We start from the raw sequence: 17692 nt of genomic DNA, 5'->3' as shown, positions 1-17692 counted from the left end.
TTTAAATCTTTCTTTTCAGTTCGAAGTGCTTACCAAGATAAACTTTTCTTACTTGCTCATCGTTCGCCAGCTCCTCTGCTGTCCCTGCCTTTAACAGTCGACCTTCAAACATCAAGTATGCCCGATCTGTGATTGATAATGTTTCATTCACATTATGATCAGTAATCAAAATACCGATGTTTTTGTTTTTCAATTGAGCAACAATTGTTTGAATTTCTTCCACTGCAATTGGATCTACTCCAGCAAATGGCTCATCTAGAAGCACGAAACTGGGATCGACGGCAAGAGCACGTGCAATCTCCGTTCTCCGTCTCTCACCTCCGGAGAGGACCTTTCCCATGTTTTTTCTCACGTGAGTTAAACTAAACTCTTCCAGCAGGCTTTCACATTTTTCCTTTTGCTCTTGCTTACTCTTATTCGTCATCTCCAGCACAGCCAGAATGTTATCTTCCACACTCAGGTTTCGAAATACTGATGCTTCTTGCGCCAGATACCCGATTCCTAGTTTGGCTCGTTGATACATCGGGAGCTCTGTGATATCTTCTTTATCCAGGTAGATATGACCTTCGTTGGGCTTGATTAGGCCCACAATCATATAGAAAGAGGTTGTTTTTCCGGCACCATTTGGCCCCAAAAGCCCAACGATCTCTCCCGTTTTCACGGAGACCGATATGTCATTGACGACTTTCTTCTTTCGGTATTTCTTGATGAGATGTTCTGCGCGTAATTCCATAAAAGAGGTGCAATTTATGCATCAAATCTTACATCCTTGAGATTCAGGATAAGTGACTTGTTGCCCATGTAATTATTTTCCTCCAGGTGATAGGCAATATGGAAAGGAGCTCCGGTTTTTATTTGTTCCAATTTATCCGCCATCCCAAAACCAATAAACTCAAAAAGCTTCGTGCTGTTTTCAGCATGCAAAAATCCTTTGATGTGTTTGTCTTTGATCACCTTCGGAGTGGTGTCTACAATTACATTTTTTGTGCCAAACAAGGGTGACATATTCTGAGGGCCAAATGGAGCCATTTGGTTCATGATGTTGTACGTCTTGAAATTGATGAATGACAAGGGGATTTCTGTGTCAATCCCAACCTTGGGAATTAGCTGTTCCGGTAAAATTCGTTCACTTACCACCTTTTCAAAACGATCAATAAACTGTTCTACATTGTCCAGAGGGAGTGTAAGTCCTGCTGCATGTGTGTGCCCTCCAAACTGTTCTAACAGGTCTGCACACTCGGAGATAGCTTCATGCACATCAAATCCATCCACAGAGCGTGCGGACCCGGTTGCCATTCCTTTTGATTCAGTGAGGATAATTGTCGGTCGATGATAATGCTCGATGCACCGTGAAGCAACAATACCGATAACTCCTTTGTGCCAGTCTTCTTTAAACAGCACCGTAGACTTCCGCTCTTCAGACGAGGAGGCAATCATTTCCAATGCTTCAGCAGTGATGGTTTGATCAAACTCCCTTCGCTCTTTGTTCCGATCGTTCAAATTGTCTGCAAAAGCGCTGGTTTCCTTGGCATCACCAATGAGTAGGTTGACAGACTCCTTCGCATGAGTCAGACGACCTGCAGCATTAATCCTCGGTCCTATGGAGAATACTACATCAGAAACTGAAAACTCATTTTTCTTGCCGCTGACTTCAATCAAAGATTTTAATCCAGCAGAAGGAGACTGATTCAACTTTTTCAAGCCGTAGAAAGCCAGTATACGATTTTCTCCCACAATTGGCACAATATCACACCCTATGCTTACTGCTACCAAATCAAGAAAGTTGAATAGCTTTTCTTTTTCGATGGTGTTTTGCTGACAAAAGCCCTCGAGCAATTTGAAGCCGACCCCACAGCCTGATAATTCTTTGAACGGGTATTTGCAATTTGGTTGCTTGGGGTCAAGCAATGCAAAGGCTTCAGGTAGTTCTTCTCCGGGCAAGTGATGATCGCAGATAATCAGATCAATGTTTGCATCTTTCGCTTGCCTCGCCCGGTCAATGGCCCTTACACCACAGTCTAATGCGATGATGAGTTGAAAGCCATTTTCAATGGCATGGTCGATCCCCTTTTTAGAAATGCCATACCCCTCAGTGTAGCGATCCGGGATGTAGAATTCCAGTTGATCTGTGAACTCCTTTAAGAATAGGTACATCAAGCTTACGGAGGTAGTGCCATCTACATCGTAATCACCATAAATCAGAATCTTCTCCTGGTTGAAAACTGCTTCGGTCAGCCGGTTGACTGCCTTGTCCATGTTCAACATGAGAAAAGGATCATGCAGGTGGGATAGCGACGGCCTGAAAAATGTTTTTGCCTGATCGAATGTGTGGATGCCTCGCTGTACTAAGATCTTTGCCAGATATTCGTTGATATTGAGTTCTTTGCTGAGTTTATCAACAATTTCCTGTTTTGGCTCCTGCTTATATACCCATCTTTTTTCCACGGGTTGAAGTTATAAAACGAGGGCCAGAAAATGAGAAATTATCTTATGTGATACTGAATGTTTATTTTGTGTACAATAAAATAAGGTGATGAAAATCGCGCTAAACGAAATATGGAATTTTTTGAAGATGGTTAACACCAAGGAGCAGGGTTGGTCCTATGCGCTATGTGCGGGAGAAGTAAAAGTAGATGCCTTGTCTACGGAAACCATGCTGGCACTAAAGGACGATGATCAATACGACACTGAGCTGCTTCCTTCCATTTTCACCTTTCGGGAAATCCTCTGGCAGCCGGATGTTTTTACAGAGGCCAGTATGAGTATTCCTTCATTGCGTATACTTCAGGCCTTTTGTGAGGAAACTTGCGTTGAATTGGAAGAAAAAGGGGGAACGGTTAACAACATCTATATCCCTCTGATTAAAGGTGTGGGGGTTTGCTGTGGAAAAGCAATGAAGTCGTTGGAAAAAGACAAAGCAGATGTCAAAAAGATATTAGGAGATCTTCGTACGTGCGTTTTTCCAATCATCAAATTTTTTATCTATCACCCAAAAAATCGCCAAGATTACTTTCAGGATGCACAGAATCGGCTGAATTATGCAGTTAAGATTATGCTCACCCAGTTTTATGGTCGGTATACGGAACTGGAAGATCCTTTCTGGAAAGTGTCATTCAAAAAAACAAAACCAAAAAAAGATGTCGAATCTAAGCCGGAGGAACAATAATTTCGCAAATCCAGTTTAGCTTCCAACATGATTCGAAGAACCCAAAGAGAATTACCCGATCGAAGAAGGTTTCTACTGAGAAATCTTCTCAGGGGATTTTTGTGGTTGGCTGTCATCGTCATCGCATTTATCTATGCACGGAAAAACTATGATTTTACGCTGGAGACAGTTTTAGGTCCTGTGTATGATCGCCCAACAATCGTCTATTTTATCTTTCTTGCATCAGAGGTCATCTTCGGCATTATTCCGCCGGAGTTTTTCATGATCTGGTCATTGCGCAGTGAGGTGCTATCCAATTACATCAGCAACATCATTGCTTTGTCCGCAATATCCTATGTAGCCGGAATCATTGGGTTTGGAATAGGAGCCTATTTGAAGAACACTCGCTTTTATCGAATCATGAAGATTCGCGTTTTTGGGAAGTTTGAAAAACATTTGAACAACTACGGAGGTTTTCTGGTGGTTGTGGCCTCACTGACACCCCTTCCTTTTTCAGGTATCGCGATGCTGGTGGGATCCGTGCATTATTCATTTAAAAAATATTTGTGGTTTTCTCTTTTCAGATTTCTGCGATTTCTTGCGTATGGAATTGTGATTTGGGAGGCCAACATTTTCTAATCCTATGGCAAAGAAGAAAGGTGTTTTATTGGTGAACCTGGGAACGCCAGACTCTACCAAAGTTTCGGATGTTAGAAAATACCTGAGGGAATTTCTGATGGACAAACGGGTCATAGACATTCCTGCTTTTCCTCGCTTTCTATTGGTGCAGGGAATTATAGCTCCGTTCCGCGCCCCTAAGTCTGCTGCAGAATATCGGAAGCTTTGGGACGAAAGAGGATCGCCTTTAAAATATTACACCGATGACATCACCGAACTACTCAAAAAAAAGCTTTCAGAGGATTACTCTGTGAAGTTTGCCATGCGATATCAAAGTCCTTCCATCGAATCTGTGCTAAAAGAATTTCAAAAAGAGGAGGTCGCAATGCTGCATGTAATTCCTCTTTTTCCTCAATATGCCTCAGCAACAACAGGTTCGGTGATCGATAAGGTGATGGAAATCACAAAACAGTGGCAGATTATTCCGGAGATCAAATTCACTTCTCAGTTTCTGGAGGAGGAGTTGTTTATAGAAACCATTTGTGATCAAGGAAAAGCATTAATTGAAAAAGAAAGCTACGACCATTTTGTTTTTAGCTACCACGGTCTGCCGGAACGACAGATTAGAAAAGGATCATATGGAAATTATTGCCAGCTTGGAAAATGCTGTGATACCCTCAACGAACATAATCGCTATTGCTATCGGGCGCAATGTTTTGAAACGACACGCTTAGTTACTGCCAAGCTTGGTATTAAGAACGAAGATTACACTGTATGTTTTCAGTCTCGCTTGGGAAAAGACCCTTGGGTGAAGCCATATACTGAGGATGTACTCAAAGAGCTTGCTAAAAATGACAAGAAAAAGGTACTGGCTTTCTCACCTGCTTTCGTTTCTGATTGCTTGGAAACAACAATTGAAGTAGGCCAGGAATACCAGGAAGAATTCTTGGAAGCGGGTGGCGAAAAGTGGGATCTCGTTCCAAGTCTGAATAAAGAAGATAAGTGGGTAGAGTGTTTGAAAGAGTTAGTTGAAGCATAGTCATTTTGATAATGAGCCAACACGAAAGACAACACCTTTTTTTAATTTCATTCGTAAAACCAGGAATGAAAAAGCTGTTCTTACTCTTTCTTATTACCGGCTCCATCCTTCAATCTTTATCAGCTCATCCTGCTTATGGAATCGTGGTTGATAAGTATCGAAACATTTATTTCGCTGATATCCATCATAATGGCAGGGGATCAATATGGAAACTTCATTCTTACGGAAAACTTGAGCTGCTCCTTGAAGATTTCCATGCTCACAACGTGGCTATTGATGATGAGGGAAATATCTACACCGCACATGGTGAAGGCAATCACATTATGGTGAGGATTTCCAGAAATGGCATAGACACGTTGCATCAGTCATGGGACCATCATGACTTTTTTGGGGGTAACTGTACCTATTCCAAGGGAGTAATCTACTTTGGCAACAACCACTATATATGGCAAATAAAGGATGGGGAAAAGAGGAAGTTCAGTAGTCATTACCTGGAATGGAACCAATCGATTTATGCAGACCCTGATGGAGTGATATATGTGACAGATAAAGCAACCAAAGGAGGAAGTATTGTAAGGATAGATCAAAATGGGGGTAGTAAGGTTATTGCCACGAACCTTATCACGAAACTGGATGACCGTCCTGTTGACAGGTATAATGATGTTATTCTAGGCATGACCAAAGGATGTGATGGATCCATATATGCCGCGGAGACGGCAGGAAGACGAATAGCCAGAATAAACGAAGACGGGAGTAATGAAACATTCTACCAGCTGAGGGATGGCTGGACACCTGTTGGAGTAGATTTCTTTTCTGGAGATGCGTACGTCCTGGAATATCATCTTGACGAAAACAAAGGGCCCAGAATAACGAGAATAAGAGAGAATTTATCTAAAGAAGTAATCTTTCAATATAAGAGTTGACCTAATCATTTAACAACATTTCCTCATCTTCATCCCAATCAAACTCGAAATTGGATGTTTTTGACTCCACTCTTTTCATGTTCCAATAGAGCACGATCCAAAGCGAGCAGAAAATGACAATGATGCTCATAATGAAGAGTGTACCTCCATCATCATTGACGATGAAACCCAGCTTTGTGAAGTGGAGGAAATTGGCAGCACTGATGATACTAAGTGAGATTATGGCCCCAAAAACGTAATAGTTAGAGAGTAAAAGAAAGGTTGAAACGGTCTCAATACTGGCGATCAAGTACCGACCCCATGGTTCCCACCCAATCCGCTCAAAAATCCATATGCTTTCTTCTGCACCACTGAATTTAAATGGAAGAGTTTGTGCCAGAATAATTGCCACTATTAACCTGGGAATGATATGCATCAGGTCTTTAACCTGAAACCGGTAGAATATTGGTTTTAATTTCATGCAGAAGTAGTCTCCGGCTGATAAAGCTCTGCGAGCTTCTCAACCGCATAATCCACTTCCTCTAAAGTATTGTATTTGCTGAAAGAAAACCGAATGGCACCACGATTTTGATCCCTGTTTAGCTCCGCCAAGACATGTGACCCAATACTTGAACCACTGCTACATGCACTTCCACCAGAAGCAGAGATGCCGGCAATGTCCAGATTGAATAACAGCATATCATTATCGTCATTTGGTGGTAAGCACACATTAAGTACTGTGTACAGGCTGCCTTCTAAGTCATCAGACACTCCATTGAAAGCAATTCCATCGATGGAAGCTTTGAGTTTTTCGATCATGTGCGTCTTAAGTCCTTCGATATGCTTTCTGTGATTCTCCATATCAGCGTAAGCAATTTCCATAGCCTTTGCCAAACCTACGATACCGTAAACATTCTCAGTTCCGCCACGCATATTTCGCTCTTGCGCTCCACCGTGAATGAATGGATGAATTTTGTTTTTATGATTGATATAAAGGAATCCTACGCCTTTTGGTCCATGAAACTTATGTGCTGACCCCACGGCAAAATCCAGTTTTAGGCTTAACATATCATGAACATAATGCGCCATGCTTTGCACCGTATCGGAATGGAAGATGGCGTCATATTCCTCACACATATTGCCTACTTTTTCCAGGTTCAGTAGGTTTCCAATTTCATTATTGGCGTGCATAAGTGAAACAAGCGAATTAGGCTCTTTCTTCAGAAGCGATTCCAGGTGATCGTAGTTTACCTCTCCATGACCATCCAGTTCTACATAGCTTACTTTGACGCCTTTTTTCTCAAGAGATTCTACTGTATGCAATACTGCATGGTGTTCAATTTTACTTGAGATGATATGCTTGATTCCTTTATCGCTTACCGTGCATCTGAGCGCTGTGTTGTCAGCCTCTGTCCCTCCTGAAGTAAAAAATACCTCTGCAGGGGCAGCATTTAAAAGGTCGGCCACTTTTTTTCGGGATCGCTCGATGGCGGTTCGCACCTGTCTGCCATGTGAGTGAATGGAAGACGGGTTGCCAAAATGCTCGAGCATGTAAGGCTTCATCGCCTCAAATACATCCGGGTCGATAGCAGTGGTTGCAGCATTGTCGAAATAAACCTTCATACCAAGTAGAGTTTAGCGGGAAATCACTTCCTTGATGTCCATCATCAGTTTTTTAGCCAAATGCTCAGCTGTATTCTGACTCTCAGACTCTGCAAAAATACGAATAATCGGTTCAGTATTCGACTTTCGCAACTGTACCCACTCTTTGTCAAATTCGATTTTTACTCCATCGACTGTATTGATGGGTTGGCCCTTGTATTTCTCTTTAATGGCATCAAGTACACCGTCAACATTTATATCAGGTGTAAGCTCAATTTTGTTTTTGGAAATATGATAGTTAGGATAGGTAGCTCTTAGCATAGAGGCACTTTTCCCGAACTTAGCCAAATGAGTCAGGAACAAAGCGATTCCGGCCAGTGCATCTCTTCCATAGTGCAAATCAGGCACGATCACTCCACCGTTTCCTTCGCCACCGATCACCGCGTTGGTTTCTTTCATTTTAGCAACCACATGCACTTCACCTACCGCAGATGCATTGTATTCACAGCCATGCTTTTCAGTGATATCCCGAAGAGCACGCGTAGAAGAAAGGTTGGAGACCGTGTTTCCCTTTTTCTGCGAAAGAACGTAATCGGCGACTGCCACGAGTGTGTACTCTTCACCAAAAGGCTCACCATTTTCGCAAATGAGTGCCAATCGATCCACGTCAGGATCAACAACCACACCCAGGTGATAATTGCCTTTTTCCAGTTCACTGCTGATTTGTTGAAGATTTTCCGGAAGAGGTTCAGGGTTATGTGGAAAATTGCCAGTTGGTTCACAAAAAAGTTCTTTTACCTCCACACCCATCTGCCTCAGTAGGGGGACTATGGAAACTCCACCGGTACTATTTACAGCATCCACTACCACTTTGAAACAAGCAGCTTTGATAGCTTCTACATCTACCAGTGGGTGTTTTAGAATTTGCTCGATGTGATAATCGATATAAAGATCGTTGGTCGTCAGTTTTCCAAACTTACCTGATTGGGCAAATTCAATATCGGAGGATTCAGCGTAATCCAACACTTTCTTTCCTGCCTCTGCAGAAATGAATTCCCCTCGATCATTTAAAAGCTTGAGGGCATTCCATCCGGCAGGATTATGGCTAGCAGTAAGTATGATTCCTCCCTGGGCTTTTTCAGCTATTACAGCCATTTCAACCGTGGGGGTTGTGCTGAGCCCCAAGTCTACTACGTCAATGCCCTGATTGATTAGCGTATTGGCAACTAGTTGTGTGAAAGATGCTCCTGAGGGGCGTGCATCTCTTCCCACCACAACTTTGGGCTTTTTGTTGGTCTCTTTTAGCCAGGCACCATAGCCGGCAGCAAACTTCACAACATCTAAGGGAGATAAATTTTCTCCGGCTTTTCCACCTATCGTTCCACGCAGGCCGGATATTGATTTGATTAAGGTCAAAGCGATTTATTTTTAGCGGTGCGCAAAGATAGAAATGTAGGCAGAAGTAAAAAGCCTTCTGGCAAAAGTCTGCGTATCAGAACTTTGCTAAAACTTTGTTTACTTCAGAATCAGGGTTGCCACAGTCTTCACCGGGCTTCACAGTTTTCCCACAAAATCCACATGATGCACCTTCTTTATTGAGGTAAGGGTTCTGAGAAGCGCAGGTCCCCTTAAACTCTCCATCTTTTTTTAGCAAAATGCGAATGGACAATCCCACAAAAAACAACGCGAAAATTCCGATTCCTAATAATACTACCTGCATTCGTTCCGATTTTGATACAAAATTAGCCAATTTGCGGCTGTAGAAATAACATCCTGATCGAAGTGATAATTCATATTTCTTCGAATTAATTCACTTCGGGAGAATTTCACCTTCGAAGGGGGTTAGGGGGTTGTTATAAAACGAAAATCTATGAACAAACCACTTTCCACGCCTGACACTAATCGAAAAGCCAAACTCGAAGCGTTTGACAGACTGCTTACCATCATGGATGAGCTACGTGAAAACTGTCCGTGGGACAAGAAGCAGACGATGGAGACGCTGCGACATCTCACCATAGAGGAGACCTATGAGTTGTCAGATGCGATCATTGAGAATGATCTGGAAGAGGTGAAGAAGGAATTGGGAGATTTGATGCTGCACTTGGTTTTCTATGCCAGGATTGGGAGTGAAAAAAAATCTTTTGATGTGGCGGATGTGCTGAACCAGGTTTGTGATAAACTAATCAACCGGCATCCGCATATTTATGGGGACGTAAATGCAGAAGATGAGGAAACGGTAAAAGCCAATTGGGAGAAGATCAAGCTCAAAGAAAAAGGCAATAGGTCGGTGCTTGGTGGCGTGCCAAAATCCCTGCCTGCATTGGTGAAGGCTATGCGTATCCAGGAGAAAGCGCGAGGTGTTGGTTTTGACTGGGACAACCAGGATCAGGTATGGGAAAAAGTAAATGAGGAGATGAATGAGTTTCAGGAGGAAACGGATAAGGAAAAGAAAGCCGGAGAGTTTGGTGATCTGCTATTTTCGCTGATCAACTATGCTCGCTTCGTGGATATCAACCCAGAGGAGGCGCTGGAACGCACCAATAAAAAATTCATTAAACGTTTTCAATATCTGGAATCAGAATCAAAGAAGGATGGAAAGAGTCTTGGGGAGATGACACTGGAAGAGATGGATGAGTATTGGGAGCGCGCGAAGGGGATTTAATTTGACTTTTTTGACAACCTCGATCAGCTGATGATCATTCTCTTAGTAGAAGGTATGCCTATTTCGTAAATTTGCGAAATGTATTATAGGAGAAAATTGCTTTTAGGTGTTCTAGAGGAGTTTGGTGGGGTTTTATCGCATACAAGACTTCAAAAGATACTTCTATTGGTTACTAGAAAGCAAGAACAAAAGTCTTTTGATTTTGTGCCGTATAAATTTGGTAGTTTTTCTTTCCAAGCCAATCAAGATTTGTCAACTCTTTCTAAAAAGAACTTAGTAATTGATCGAGCAAAAAGCCTAGGATCCGACTGGGTACTTAACACCGAAGAATCATTTTTAATGACTTTAAAAAAAGAAGATCAAGCCGCAATTAAGCAAACTAAAAAGGAAGTTGGGCACTTAAACCAAAGAGAACTTGTAAAATACACCTATATCAATTACCCATATTTTGCAACCAAGAGTCAAATCGCTGAAGAGGTTCTTAATGTGGAGGAATTAGAAAAAGTCAATGCACAAAAGAGATCTTTAGATCAAGCAGCGTTTTTTACAATAGGTTATGAGGGTATAAGTCTCGAAACTTATCTGAATAAATTGATAATTAATGATGTAAGGCTTCTTTGTGATGTTAGAAAAAATCCGCTAAGTATGAAATACGGATTTTCAAAAAATCAGCTAAAACGAGCTTGCGAAAGTGTTGGTATTGAGTATGTGCATATTCCTCAATTAGGTATTGAATCAGGAAAGCGATCTGATTTAAATACAATTAACGATTACAAAAGACTTTTTGATGAGTATGAGGAAACAACGCTTCACGAGAATAGTGATTATGTAGAAGAAATTTACAACCTAACGGGGAAATATAGGAGAATTGCAATAACTTGTTTTGAGAAAGAACCATGCATGTGCCATAGAAGTAGAGTTGCCGCCGCACTCAAACGTCTGCCAGCATGGGATATTGATCAAAAACATTTGTAATGCCGAAGGAGAAAGTATTAATCACAGTAAAAACCTATCCATCACTCTCCGCAAAATATGATGAACTTGTTTGTACCGCAGGATTTCGAGAAGATGGTTCTTGGATAAGAATATATCCTATTCAGTTTAGAAAAAGGAGGTACAGCCAACAGTATTCGAAGTACCAATGGATAGAAATTGATCTTGTTAAAAACACTAGTGATTTCAGAAAAGAAAGTTACCGCCCAGTAAGTCATGATACTGAAATAAAAATAGTAGGAGAGATTAAGCCCGATGGCCATGACTGGGCAGAAAGAAGAAAGGTTGTATTAAACAATGTTTATACAAGCCTTGGTAAACTAATTGTTGAAGCAAAGGACAAGAAAATAGGTACCTCATTGGCAGTTTTTAAACCAACTGAAATTTTAAATCTTGAAATTAAGGAAGTGGATCGAGAGTGGAGTAAAGAAAAACTCGATAAGCTCAACCAACTTAATTTGTTTGAGTCCTCTGACAAAGAAGGAAAATTTGAGGTTGTAAAAAAACTACCTTATAAATTCTCATATAAGCTTATAGATTCTGAGGGTAGAACAAGTACAATGATGATAGAAGACTGGGAAATTGGACAACTTTATTGGAACTCACTAAGAAGACATGGTGGTGATGAGCAACTCGCTTGCGATGATGTAAAAAAGAAATATTTGGACGATTTCGCTAAAAGTAAAGACCTATATTTATTTCTTGGGACAACCAAACTTCATCATAACACCGCCCCAAATCCATTTGTGATTATCGGTACTTTTCATCCGAAACCAACGATACAAATATCTTTGTTTTGATCATGCCTGAACTGATAATTGCATTCATTTGAACAAATTCCATTTTTTTGCGAAAGAGGCGGATTAAAACTCCATCTAATTTCTAAACCACCCTCAAAAGCCAGTTCCTAACCTTTGAGGTGGTTTATCAATCTTCTACTCTACCACCTCTCCATTAAAATATAGATAAGTGTAGTCGTCAGAATCCGATGTTTTGATGCGGATGTTCTTTTTAAACGCACCCAGCTTCGCAGACTGAAAGTTTGCGGTGATAGATGCAGTTTCACCTGCGCCAATTTCCTCTGCAGGAAACTTTACATTGGTACACCCACATGAGCCTTTCGCCTCCAAAACTCTGATTGACTGATTAGAGTTGTTTGTAAACTCGAAAGACAGTTCCTTGACTTCATTTTTTGAAACTTCACCCAAATCAATAGAAGTTGTTTTCCAGGTGACAGATGACATGCCGGCCACCACAGCTACTGCGATTCCCAGCATTACGATAAAAGTTGCTTTTCTCATATTCGAAATTTTGTTTGAGTCAAAGCTGACCTCACGGTTTTCAAATCACTGTTAACAACCTCCTAATGATTGTTAATGAGTTGTTAAACACCATTTTTTCACTTCTATTCGATTTACTTTTGATCCTATGAAGAATGCTCACATCCGTGTTTTAGTCATTCTTGCCATTCTTTCACTTGTTGGGATTCTTGGCACGCAGGTCTTTTGGTTGAATCGTGCAATCGCTCAGCAGGATCAGGTTTTCAACCATAATGTACAGGTGGCATTGCGTAATGTAGTAGAGTCACTATGTGAGGCCAGTGGAAAGGATTTCCCTTCAGTCAATCCCATCGAGCAAGTATCCGGCAACTACTTCATTGTGAGAACGAATGACAAAATAGACCTGACAAATCTGGAGTATTTGATCACCGCAGAAATAAGGAAAAGAGCTATATCGCAAGACTTTGAATATGGTGTATATGATTGTGCGAGTGATCAGATGGTCTATGCTGAGAATGTAAATCTGGAGTACGCCGAAAATAGAGATCCTATTCCGGTATTGAAGAATGATGAATATTATTTTGGGGTTTATTTTCCGGAGAAATCAAGAAATCTTTTTGCGGGGTTTGATCTATGGAAGTTCACCACTGCCATCTCACTTGTGGTGATTATCTTTTTCGGATATGCACTTTTTGTTATTCTCCGTCAGAAAAGATTGAGCGAGGTTCAGAAGGATTTTATTAACAATGTGAGTCATGAGCTAAAGACCCCACTGGCTACCTTGACGCTTGCCTCCGCTACGCTCAGTGAGCGTTCTGCTGAACAAGACAAAAAGTATATTGGAATTATTCAAAAAGAAGTGAATCGTCTTCAGAAGAATGTAGAGGATATTCTTCATTCTGCTCAATTGGAGTCTGGCACCAAGGTGGAATTGGAAACCGTGAATTTGAACATCTTTTTAAAGCTGCTTCTGGATAATGTTAAAGAGGAGTATACTTCTAAAATGATTGGCTGGAATTTTGAGGCTGCAGAGTTGTCCGAAATAAAATCCAATCAAAGACTGCTGGAAAATGTGCTGAGAAACCTGATAGATAATGCGGTGAAGTATGGTGCGAAAAACATAGCATTAGTTGTTAATCAGGATACAAAAAAAACAATCATTTCAGTGGTTGATGATGGGATAGGTATTGAACCTAGGCATCAAAAAAAGATTTTTAGAAAATTCTACAGAGTACCTGAGCCGAACAACCAACACAACCAAAAAGGCTTTGGCTTGGGACTTCATATTGTTTCTTCGTTGATCAGAAAGCTTGGTGGAAACATTCAGTTAAAATCTGAACCGGGGAAAGGGAGCACATTTAAAATCACATTACCCAATGGCTAAAATCCTACTGGCGGAAGACGATGATAACCTTGGATTTATGATCGAGGACAACCTGGAGGAGGCTGGTCATAAAGTCACCTGGAGTAAGGATGGATCTGAAGCACTCACACAATTCGAGAAAGGCCAATTCGAGCTATGTGTTTTAGATGTAATGATGCCAAAAATGGATGGCTTTGAATTGGCAACAAAGATCCGATCAATGGATGAGTTCATTCCTATCATTTTCCTCACGGCGAAATCTCAGGAGGAGGATCGCTTAGAGGGTTTTGAGGTTGGAGGAGACGACTATGTAACCAAGCCCTTTTCTATGAAAGAGCTGGAGTATCGTATCAAAGTATTTATAAGGAGAAATCAACCTATTAAAGCTTCAAAAAATACCCAGGCAGTGGAGTTTGGTTGTTCAACTTTTGATGAAAGAAACCTGGTTTACTGCTGCAATGAAACTTCACATTCGCTGACTCAGATGGAGGGCAGCTTGCTTAAACTTCTTGTACAAAATCAAAATGAACTTGTAAAACGTGAAGAAATCCTTGAGGAGATATGGGGTGAAAATGATTATTTCAAAGGCCGAAGTTTAGATGTTTTCATCACCCGCTTGAGGAAGTACCTGAAAGAGGATTCTGCATTGGAAATCAGAAATCATCATGGCGTAGGGTTTAGCCTCGTTGTATCTGACTAAAAAAAAGCCGGTTGATCTCTCAACCGGCCACTCTCTTAAACCAGAACCATGCTAATTGATAACAATCTTTTTTGTTAGCCGTTTTTTGCCCTGGCAGATTTCGAGCAAATAAATTCCATCCTCCTGTCCTGATAAATCGATAGTTTCTGAATAGAATCCACCAAAACGCTCAAAGTATCGGCTGAATACTTCCTTGCCTTGCAGGTTAGAGACCTTAATGGTAAGTTCATTCTCATCAGGAACCTGGAAGCGTACCTTAAATCTCCCGTTTGATGATGGATTAGGATAGAATGAAAGGTCTTCCAATTCTAATACATGATCGTCATCAACCCTTCCTTTTTTACCAAATTCATCGTCTACATCTGTAATCTTTATTCGTTTTATCACCTTTACATGTCTATCGCCATCCTTTTCATAGAAATGCCCCATCATTGTTTCCATCTCTTTGCTCAGGTTTTTCATTCGTTCTTTGAACGCATCCATGTCCATGTTGTCCATGTGAAAGTTGAAAAAGCCATCTAAGGAATCATCATCAAATTGCTTAAAGAAAAACCCACTACCATCATCCTCATCATCTCCATGGAAATACTTAAAGAAGGAATGGCTTTGGTTTTTTAGTTGATCGAGGTGAAGAAATGCGTCTTCATCCATTTCATTATCAAACCAAAAATTAAAGCCCCCCTCTTCACCGGCAAACTCCTGGTAATTAGGGTCTGCCCGCATCTCTTCGGTGCTATGGTATTCACCTTTAAAGGTTTTCTTTTCACCATTTACATCTCTGGTGATCTCCACCACTATTTTCCCTTCCTCATATGATTGAGCGAGGGCACCACCACACACAAATAGTGAAGCCACTAGCGTTAGAATTGTCAACTTCGTTTTCATCTTTACTTTGAGTTTTGTTTTCTTCCTAATCACTAATCGAAAGTACGGAGGCCTCTTCTATCTGGCTGTTAATCAGTCGTTAATCCTTGTTAAAAATGGTTAAACATGAACTACGCATACCCGTTCATCGTATTTTTGAGGTATGCAGCGAAAGACATTGAGATGGATAATTGGCCTGATGGGAATGGCCATGATGGGGCTTATAGCTTTTCAGCTTTACTGGATCGATTCTTTGGTAACCGCCAATGAAGAGCGATTTAGAAAAGACGTATTGGATGCACTGAATACGGTTGCTAGCAAACTGGAGAGACAGGAAACTTTTGCTGCATTGCAAAAACTGAATTATGTGAATTCTCCTCTGTATGAGCAACGAGAAAACCTACACCTTCAGCAGGTTGAGAATGCAGAAAGGCTGGCAAAACAGAAGGGCAATGGCAATGTAGAAATCTTAGAGCAGGGCAATCGACAAATCTTTTATTTTGCTGATACAGTAAATGAAGGCGGCTTTGAATTTGTGGTTAATTTTTCCAGTGTAGCAGATCGATTTTTCTTTGAAAATGCCCCACCCCCACCTGGTTCAACCATGGAGCAACAGCTGGAAGAACGAGATGTTAAGATTCAGCAGTTGGAAAATAAGCTTGCCAAGGTTTCAAGAAAATATGAACTCACTTTTGATGTCGTGCGCGACCTGATGGGACCAAATCGTTCAATAGCCTCTCGCTTTAGTCCACAACAACTTGATTCCTTGCTCAAAAGTGAGCTAAAAAGCAAAGGCATTGACATAACGTACGAATATGGAGTCATTCAGCCGCAGCAAAATAGGTTTCTGCTCTTGACCAGTGGAGGGCAGAAAAGCGAGCTAGCTAAAAGCGAACTTAAAGCCTCATTGTTTCCGAATGACATTTACGATAATGATAGTATTCTTACGATAAACTTTCCTGATAAACAAGGCTATCTGCTTGGCAAAGTGTGGTCAGCCATGGTGAGCTCTGGTTTTTTGGTTTTGGTGATTCTTTTTTGCTTTGGTTATAGCATACGAACCATTCTTAGGCAGAAAAAGCTTTCTGAGATGAAAAACGACTTCATCAATAATATGACCCATGAGCTAAAGACGCCTATTTCCACGGTTTCTCTTGCAGTAGAAGCTTTGAACGATAAAGACATTGAACAAAGCACGCTTCGAACGAAATACATCAAAGTAATTGGTGAGGAAAACAAGCGCCTCGGGAATCAGGTGGAAAAGGTTTTGCAAATTGCTGCGATTGATAGAAACGATTACAACCTCAAAGAAGAAATTCTACACATGGGTGAGATGGTGAAAAGTGCGGCCGAACATATTGCCATGCAGGTGGAGCAAAGAGGAGGGCGTCTCAATATTATTGAAAAGGCTGAGAAGGACTTGGTTCAGGGGGATGAACTTCACTTGACAAATATTATTCTCAACTTGTTGGACAATGCAAACAAGTATTCGCCTGATTCACCAAACATCACTCTGCGCACAGCATCAGATGAGGAGGATTTTATTCTATCCATTCATGATAAAGGCATTGGGATGACACGAGAACAGCAAAAACATATTTTTGAAAAATTTTATCGTGTTCCTACCGGAGATCTTCACAATGTAAAAGGGTTTGGGTTGGGACTTGCATATGTTCAAAGAATCGTGGAAGCGCATGGCGGTAGTATCCATGTAGATAGCGAGCCTGGAAAAGGAAGTAAATTTTCAATCACATTACCATTAGCAGATGAAGCCTAAATTATTGATCGTAGAAGATGACCCGAATTTGGGAGAAATATTAAGTGAATATCTGGGGCTGAAGGGCTATGATACTACGCTAATGCGTGACGGGGAAGAAGGCAGTACTGCTTTTAAAGAGAGTGATTATGATCTGTGCATTCTGGACCTTATGATGCCTAAAAAGGATGGATTCACACTTGCAAAAGAAATTCGATCGATTGATGAAGAAACACCCATTATTTTTCTTACTGCAAAGTCCATGAAGCAGGATATCATCAAAGGATTCACCATTGGAGCGGATGACTACATGACCAAACCCTTCAGTATGGAGGAGCTTCTGATGCGTATACAGGCGATCTTGAAAAGGTCGGTGAAGAAGGAGGAGGAAGAAGTTTTTCCAAACCCATTCGAAATCAAGGGGCTGACTTACTATTACCGGGAAAACAGGTTGATTACCCCGGAAAGAGAGATAAACCTTACAACAAAGGAAAATGAGCTTTTAAAGATCTTTTTTGAAAACCTGAATCAAACGGTAGAGCGGAGCACGGCATTGAAAAAAATCTGGAAGGATGACAGCTACTTCAATGCACGCAGCATGGATGTCTATATTGCTAAAATCAGAAAGTACCTTCAGGATGAACCTAGCCTCAAAATACTGACAATTCACGGTGAAGGTTTCAAATTAGTTGAGGTCAACTGATCAGATTCTGCTCAAAATATTATATCTTTAAGTAGAGCATCCTAAAAGGAATCAATCTCAATTTA

At 41.0% G+C, this 17692-nt stretch carries 19 protein-coding genes; 11 read left to right on the top strand and 8 right to left on the bottom strand.

The features are described 5' to 3' along the window. Nucleotide 1: 1 nt before the first annotated feature. Together lptB and recJ are read right to left on the bottom strand one after the other, a co-directional pair. Complete coding sequence (gene lptB, locus ACP14Y_RS08295) at nt 2-733, bottom strand: LPS export ABC transporter ATP-binding protein (protein WP_424962491.1); 732 nt, start codon at nt 731-733, stop codon at nt 2-4. 14 nt (nt 734-747) lie between these two features. Continuing rightward, nucleotides 748-2445, bottom strand: coding sequence for a single-stranded-DNA-specific exonuclease RecJ (recJ, locus tag ACP14Y_RS08290; RefSeq protein ID WP_424962490.1), 1698 nt, complete (start codon nt 2443-2445; stop codon nt 748-750). A gap of 88 nt (nt 2446-2533) precedes the next feature. Here recJ and ACP14Y_RS08285 point away from each other — a divergent pair, with 88 nt between their 5' ends. From ACP14Y_RS08285 to ACP14Y_RS08270, 4 genes are all read left to right on the top strand, one after another. After that, a complete protein-coding gene (locus ACP14Y_RS08285; RefSeq protein ID WP_424962489.1) occupies nt 2534-3166 on the top strand; it encodes a hypothetical protein in 633 nt (210 codons plus the stop codon). 27 nt (nt 3167-3193) lie between these two features. Beyond that, nucleotides 3194-3784 (top strand): VTT domain-containing protein, encoded by a 591-nt coding sequence (locus ACP14Y_RS08280; protein WP_424962488.1) that lies wholly within the window; start codon nt 3194-3196, stop codon nt 3782-3784. 4 nt (nt 3785-3788) lie between these two features. Next, a complete protein-coding gene (hemH, locus tag ACP14Y_RS08275; RefSeq protein WP_424962487.1) occupies nt 3789-4802 on the top strand; it encodes a ferrochelatase in 1014 nt (337 codons plus the stop codon). 65 nt (nt 4803-4867) lie between these two features. After that, the gene (locus ACP14Y_RS08270; RefSeq protein ID WP_424962486.1) at nt 4868-5725 is read left to right on the top strand and encodes a hypothetical protein; all 858 of its coding nucleotides are present in this window, start codon (nt 4868-4870) and stop codon (nt 5723-5725) included. A 1-nt stretch (nt 5726) separates the two neighbouring features. Here ACP14Y_RS08270 and ACP14Y_RS08265 read toward each other — a convergent pair whose 3' ends face one another. From ACP14Y_RS08265 to ACP14Y_RS08250, 4 genes are all read right to left on the bottom strand, one after another. Beyond that, on the bottom strand, nt 5727-6185 hold the full coding sequence (locus ACP14Y_RS08265; RefSeq protein WP_424962485.1) for a hypothetical protein: 459 nt from the start codon (nt 6183-6185) through the stop codon (nt 5727-5729). Further along, nucleotides 6182-7327, bottom strand: coding sequence for a cysteine desulfurase family protein (locus ACP14Y_RS08260; protein WP_424962484.1), 1146 nt, complete (start codon nt 7325-7327; stop codon nt 6182-6184). Before ACP14Y_RS08260 ends, ACP14Y_RS08265 begins: the two co-directional genes overlap by 4 nt. A gap of 12 nt (nt 7328-7339) precedes the next feature. Continuing rightward, on the bottom strand, nt 7340-8722 hold the full coding sequence (gene glmM, locus ACP14Y_RS08255) for a phosphoglucosamine mutase (RefSeq protein ID WP_424962483.1): 1383 nt from the start codon (nt 8720-8722) through the stop codon (nt 7340-7342). A gap of 76 nt (nt 8723-8798) precedes the next feature. Next, entirely contained in the window at nt 8799-9026 is a 228-nt protein-coding gene (locus ACP14Y_RS08250) for a hypothetical protein (RefSeq protein WP_348279408.1), read from the bottom strand. A 150-nt stretch (nt 9027-9176) separates the two neighbouring features. On the opposite strand from ACP14Y_RS08250, the gene mazG reads away from it, so the two are divergent. The 3 genes from mazG to ACP14Y_RS08235 all read left to right on the top strand — a co-directional run bounded on the left by mazG (nt 9177) and on the right by ACP14Y_RS08235 (nt 11761). Next, on the top strand, nt 9177-9968 hold the full coding sequence (gene mazG / locus ACP14Y_RS08245; protein WP_424962482.1) for a nucleoside triphosphate pyrophosphohydrolase: 792 nt from the start codon (nt 9177-9179) through the stop codon (nt 9966-9968). A 78-nt stretch (nt 9969-10046) separates the two neighbouring features. After that, complete coding sequence (locus ACP14Y_RS08240) at nt 10047-10943, top strand: DUF488 family protein (protein WP_424962481.1); 897 nt, start codon at nt 10047-10049, stop codon at nt 10941-10943. Continuing rightward, nucleotides 10943-11761, top strand: a complete 819-nt coding sequence (locus ACP14Y_RS08235) for a hypothetical protein (RefSeq protein ID WP_424962480.1) — start codon at nt 10943-10945, stop codon at nt 11759-11761. Before ACP14Y_RS08240 ends, ACP14Y_RS08235 begins: the two co-directional genes overlap by 1 nt. Before the next feature lie 135 nt (nt 11762-11896). Here ACP14Y_RS08235 and ACP14Y_RS08230 read toward each other — a convergent pair whose 3' ends face one another. After that, nucleotides 11897-12262, bottom strand: coding sequence for a DUF1573 domain-containing protein (locus tag ACP14Y_RS08230; RefSeq protein ID WP_424962479.1), 366 nt, complete (start codon nt 12260-12262; stop codon nt 11897-11899). A gap of 127 nt (nt 12263-12389) precedes the next feature. Between ACP14Y_RS08230 and ACP14Y_RS08225 the strand changes: the two genes are divergently transcribed. Beyond that, nucleotides 12390-13625 carry a sensor histidine kinase gene (locus ACP14Y_RS08225; RefSeq protein WP_424962478.1) on the top strand — a complete coding sequence of 412 codons (1236 nt, stop codon included), beginning with the start codon at nt 12390-12392 and terminating at the stop codon, nt 13623-13625. Then, a complete protein-coding gene (locus tag ACP14Y_RS08220) occupies nt 13618-14304 on the top strand; it encodes a response regulator transcription factor (protein ID WP_424962477.1) in 687 nt (228 codons plus the stop codon). The genes ACP14Y_RS08225 and ACP14Y_RS08220 overlap by 8 nt, the downstream gene beginning before the upstream one ends. A gap of 51 nt (nt 14305-14355) precedes the next feature. Here ACP14Y_RS08220 and ACP14Y_RS08215 read toward each other — a convergent pair whose 3' ends face one another. Further along, on the bottom strand, nt 14356-15189 hold the full coding sequence (locus ACP14Y_RS08215; RefSeq protein ID WP_424962476.1) for a T9SS type A sorting domain-containing protein: 834 nt from the start codon (nt 15187-15189) through the stop codon (nt 14356-14358). 142 nt (nt 15190-15331) lie between these two features. Here ACP14Y_RS08215 and ACP14Y_RS08210 point away from each other — a divergent pair, with 142 nt between their 5' ends. Together ACP14Y_RS08210 and ACP14Y_RS08205 are read left to right on the top strand one after the other, a co-directional pair. Beyond that, nucleotides 15332-16945: a sensor histidine kinase gene (locus tag ACP14Y_RS08210; RefSeq protein WP_424962475.1), complete on the top strand. Its 1614-nt coding sequence runs from the start codon at nt 15332-15334 to the stop codon at nt 16943-16945. Further along, on the top strand, nt 16935-17627 hold the full coding sequence (locus ACP14Y_RS08205) for a response regulator transcription factor (RefSeq protein WP_424962474.1): 693 nt from the start codon (nt 16935-16937) through the stop codon (nt 17625-17627). Before ACP14Y_RS08210 ends, ACP14Y_RS08205 begins: the two co-directional genes overlap by 11 nt. Nucleotides 17628-17692: the final 65 nt, after the last annotated feature.

The organism is Ekhidna sp. (genome assembly GCF_965247405.1).
In the GTDB taxonomy this organism is placed as follows: Bacteria; Bacteroidota; Bacteroidia; order Cytophagales; family Cyclobacteriaceae; genus Ekhidna.
The sequence above is the reverse complement of the archived record's forward strand: the minus strand, read 5'-3'. Positions and strand labels throughout refer to the sequence as shown.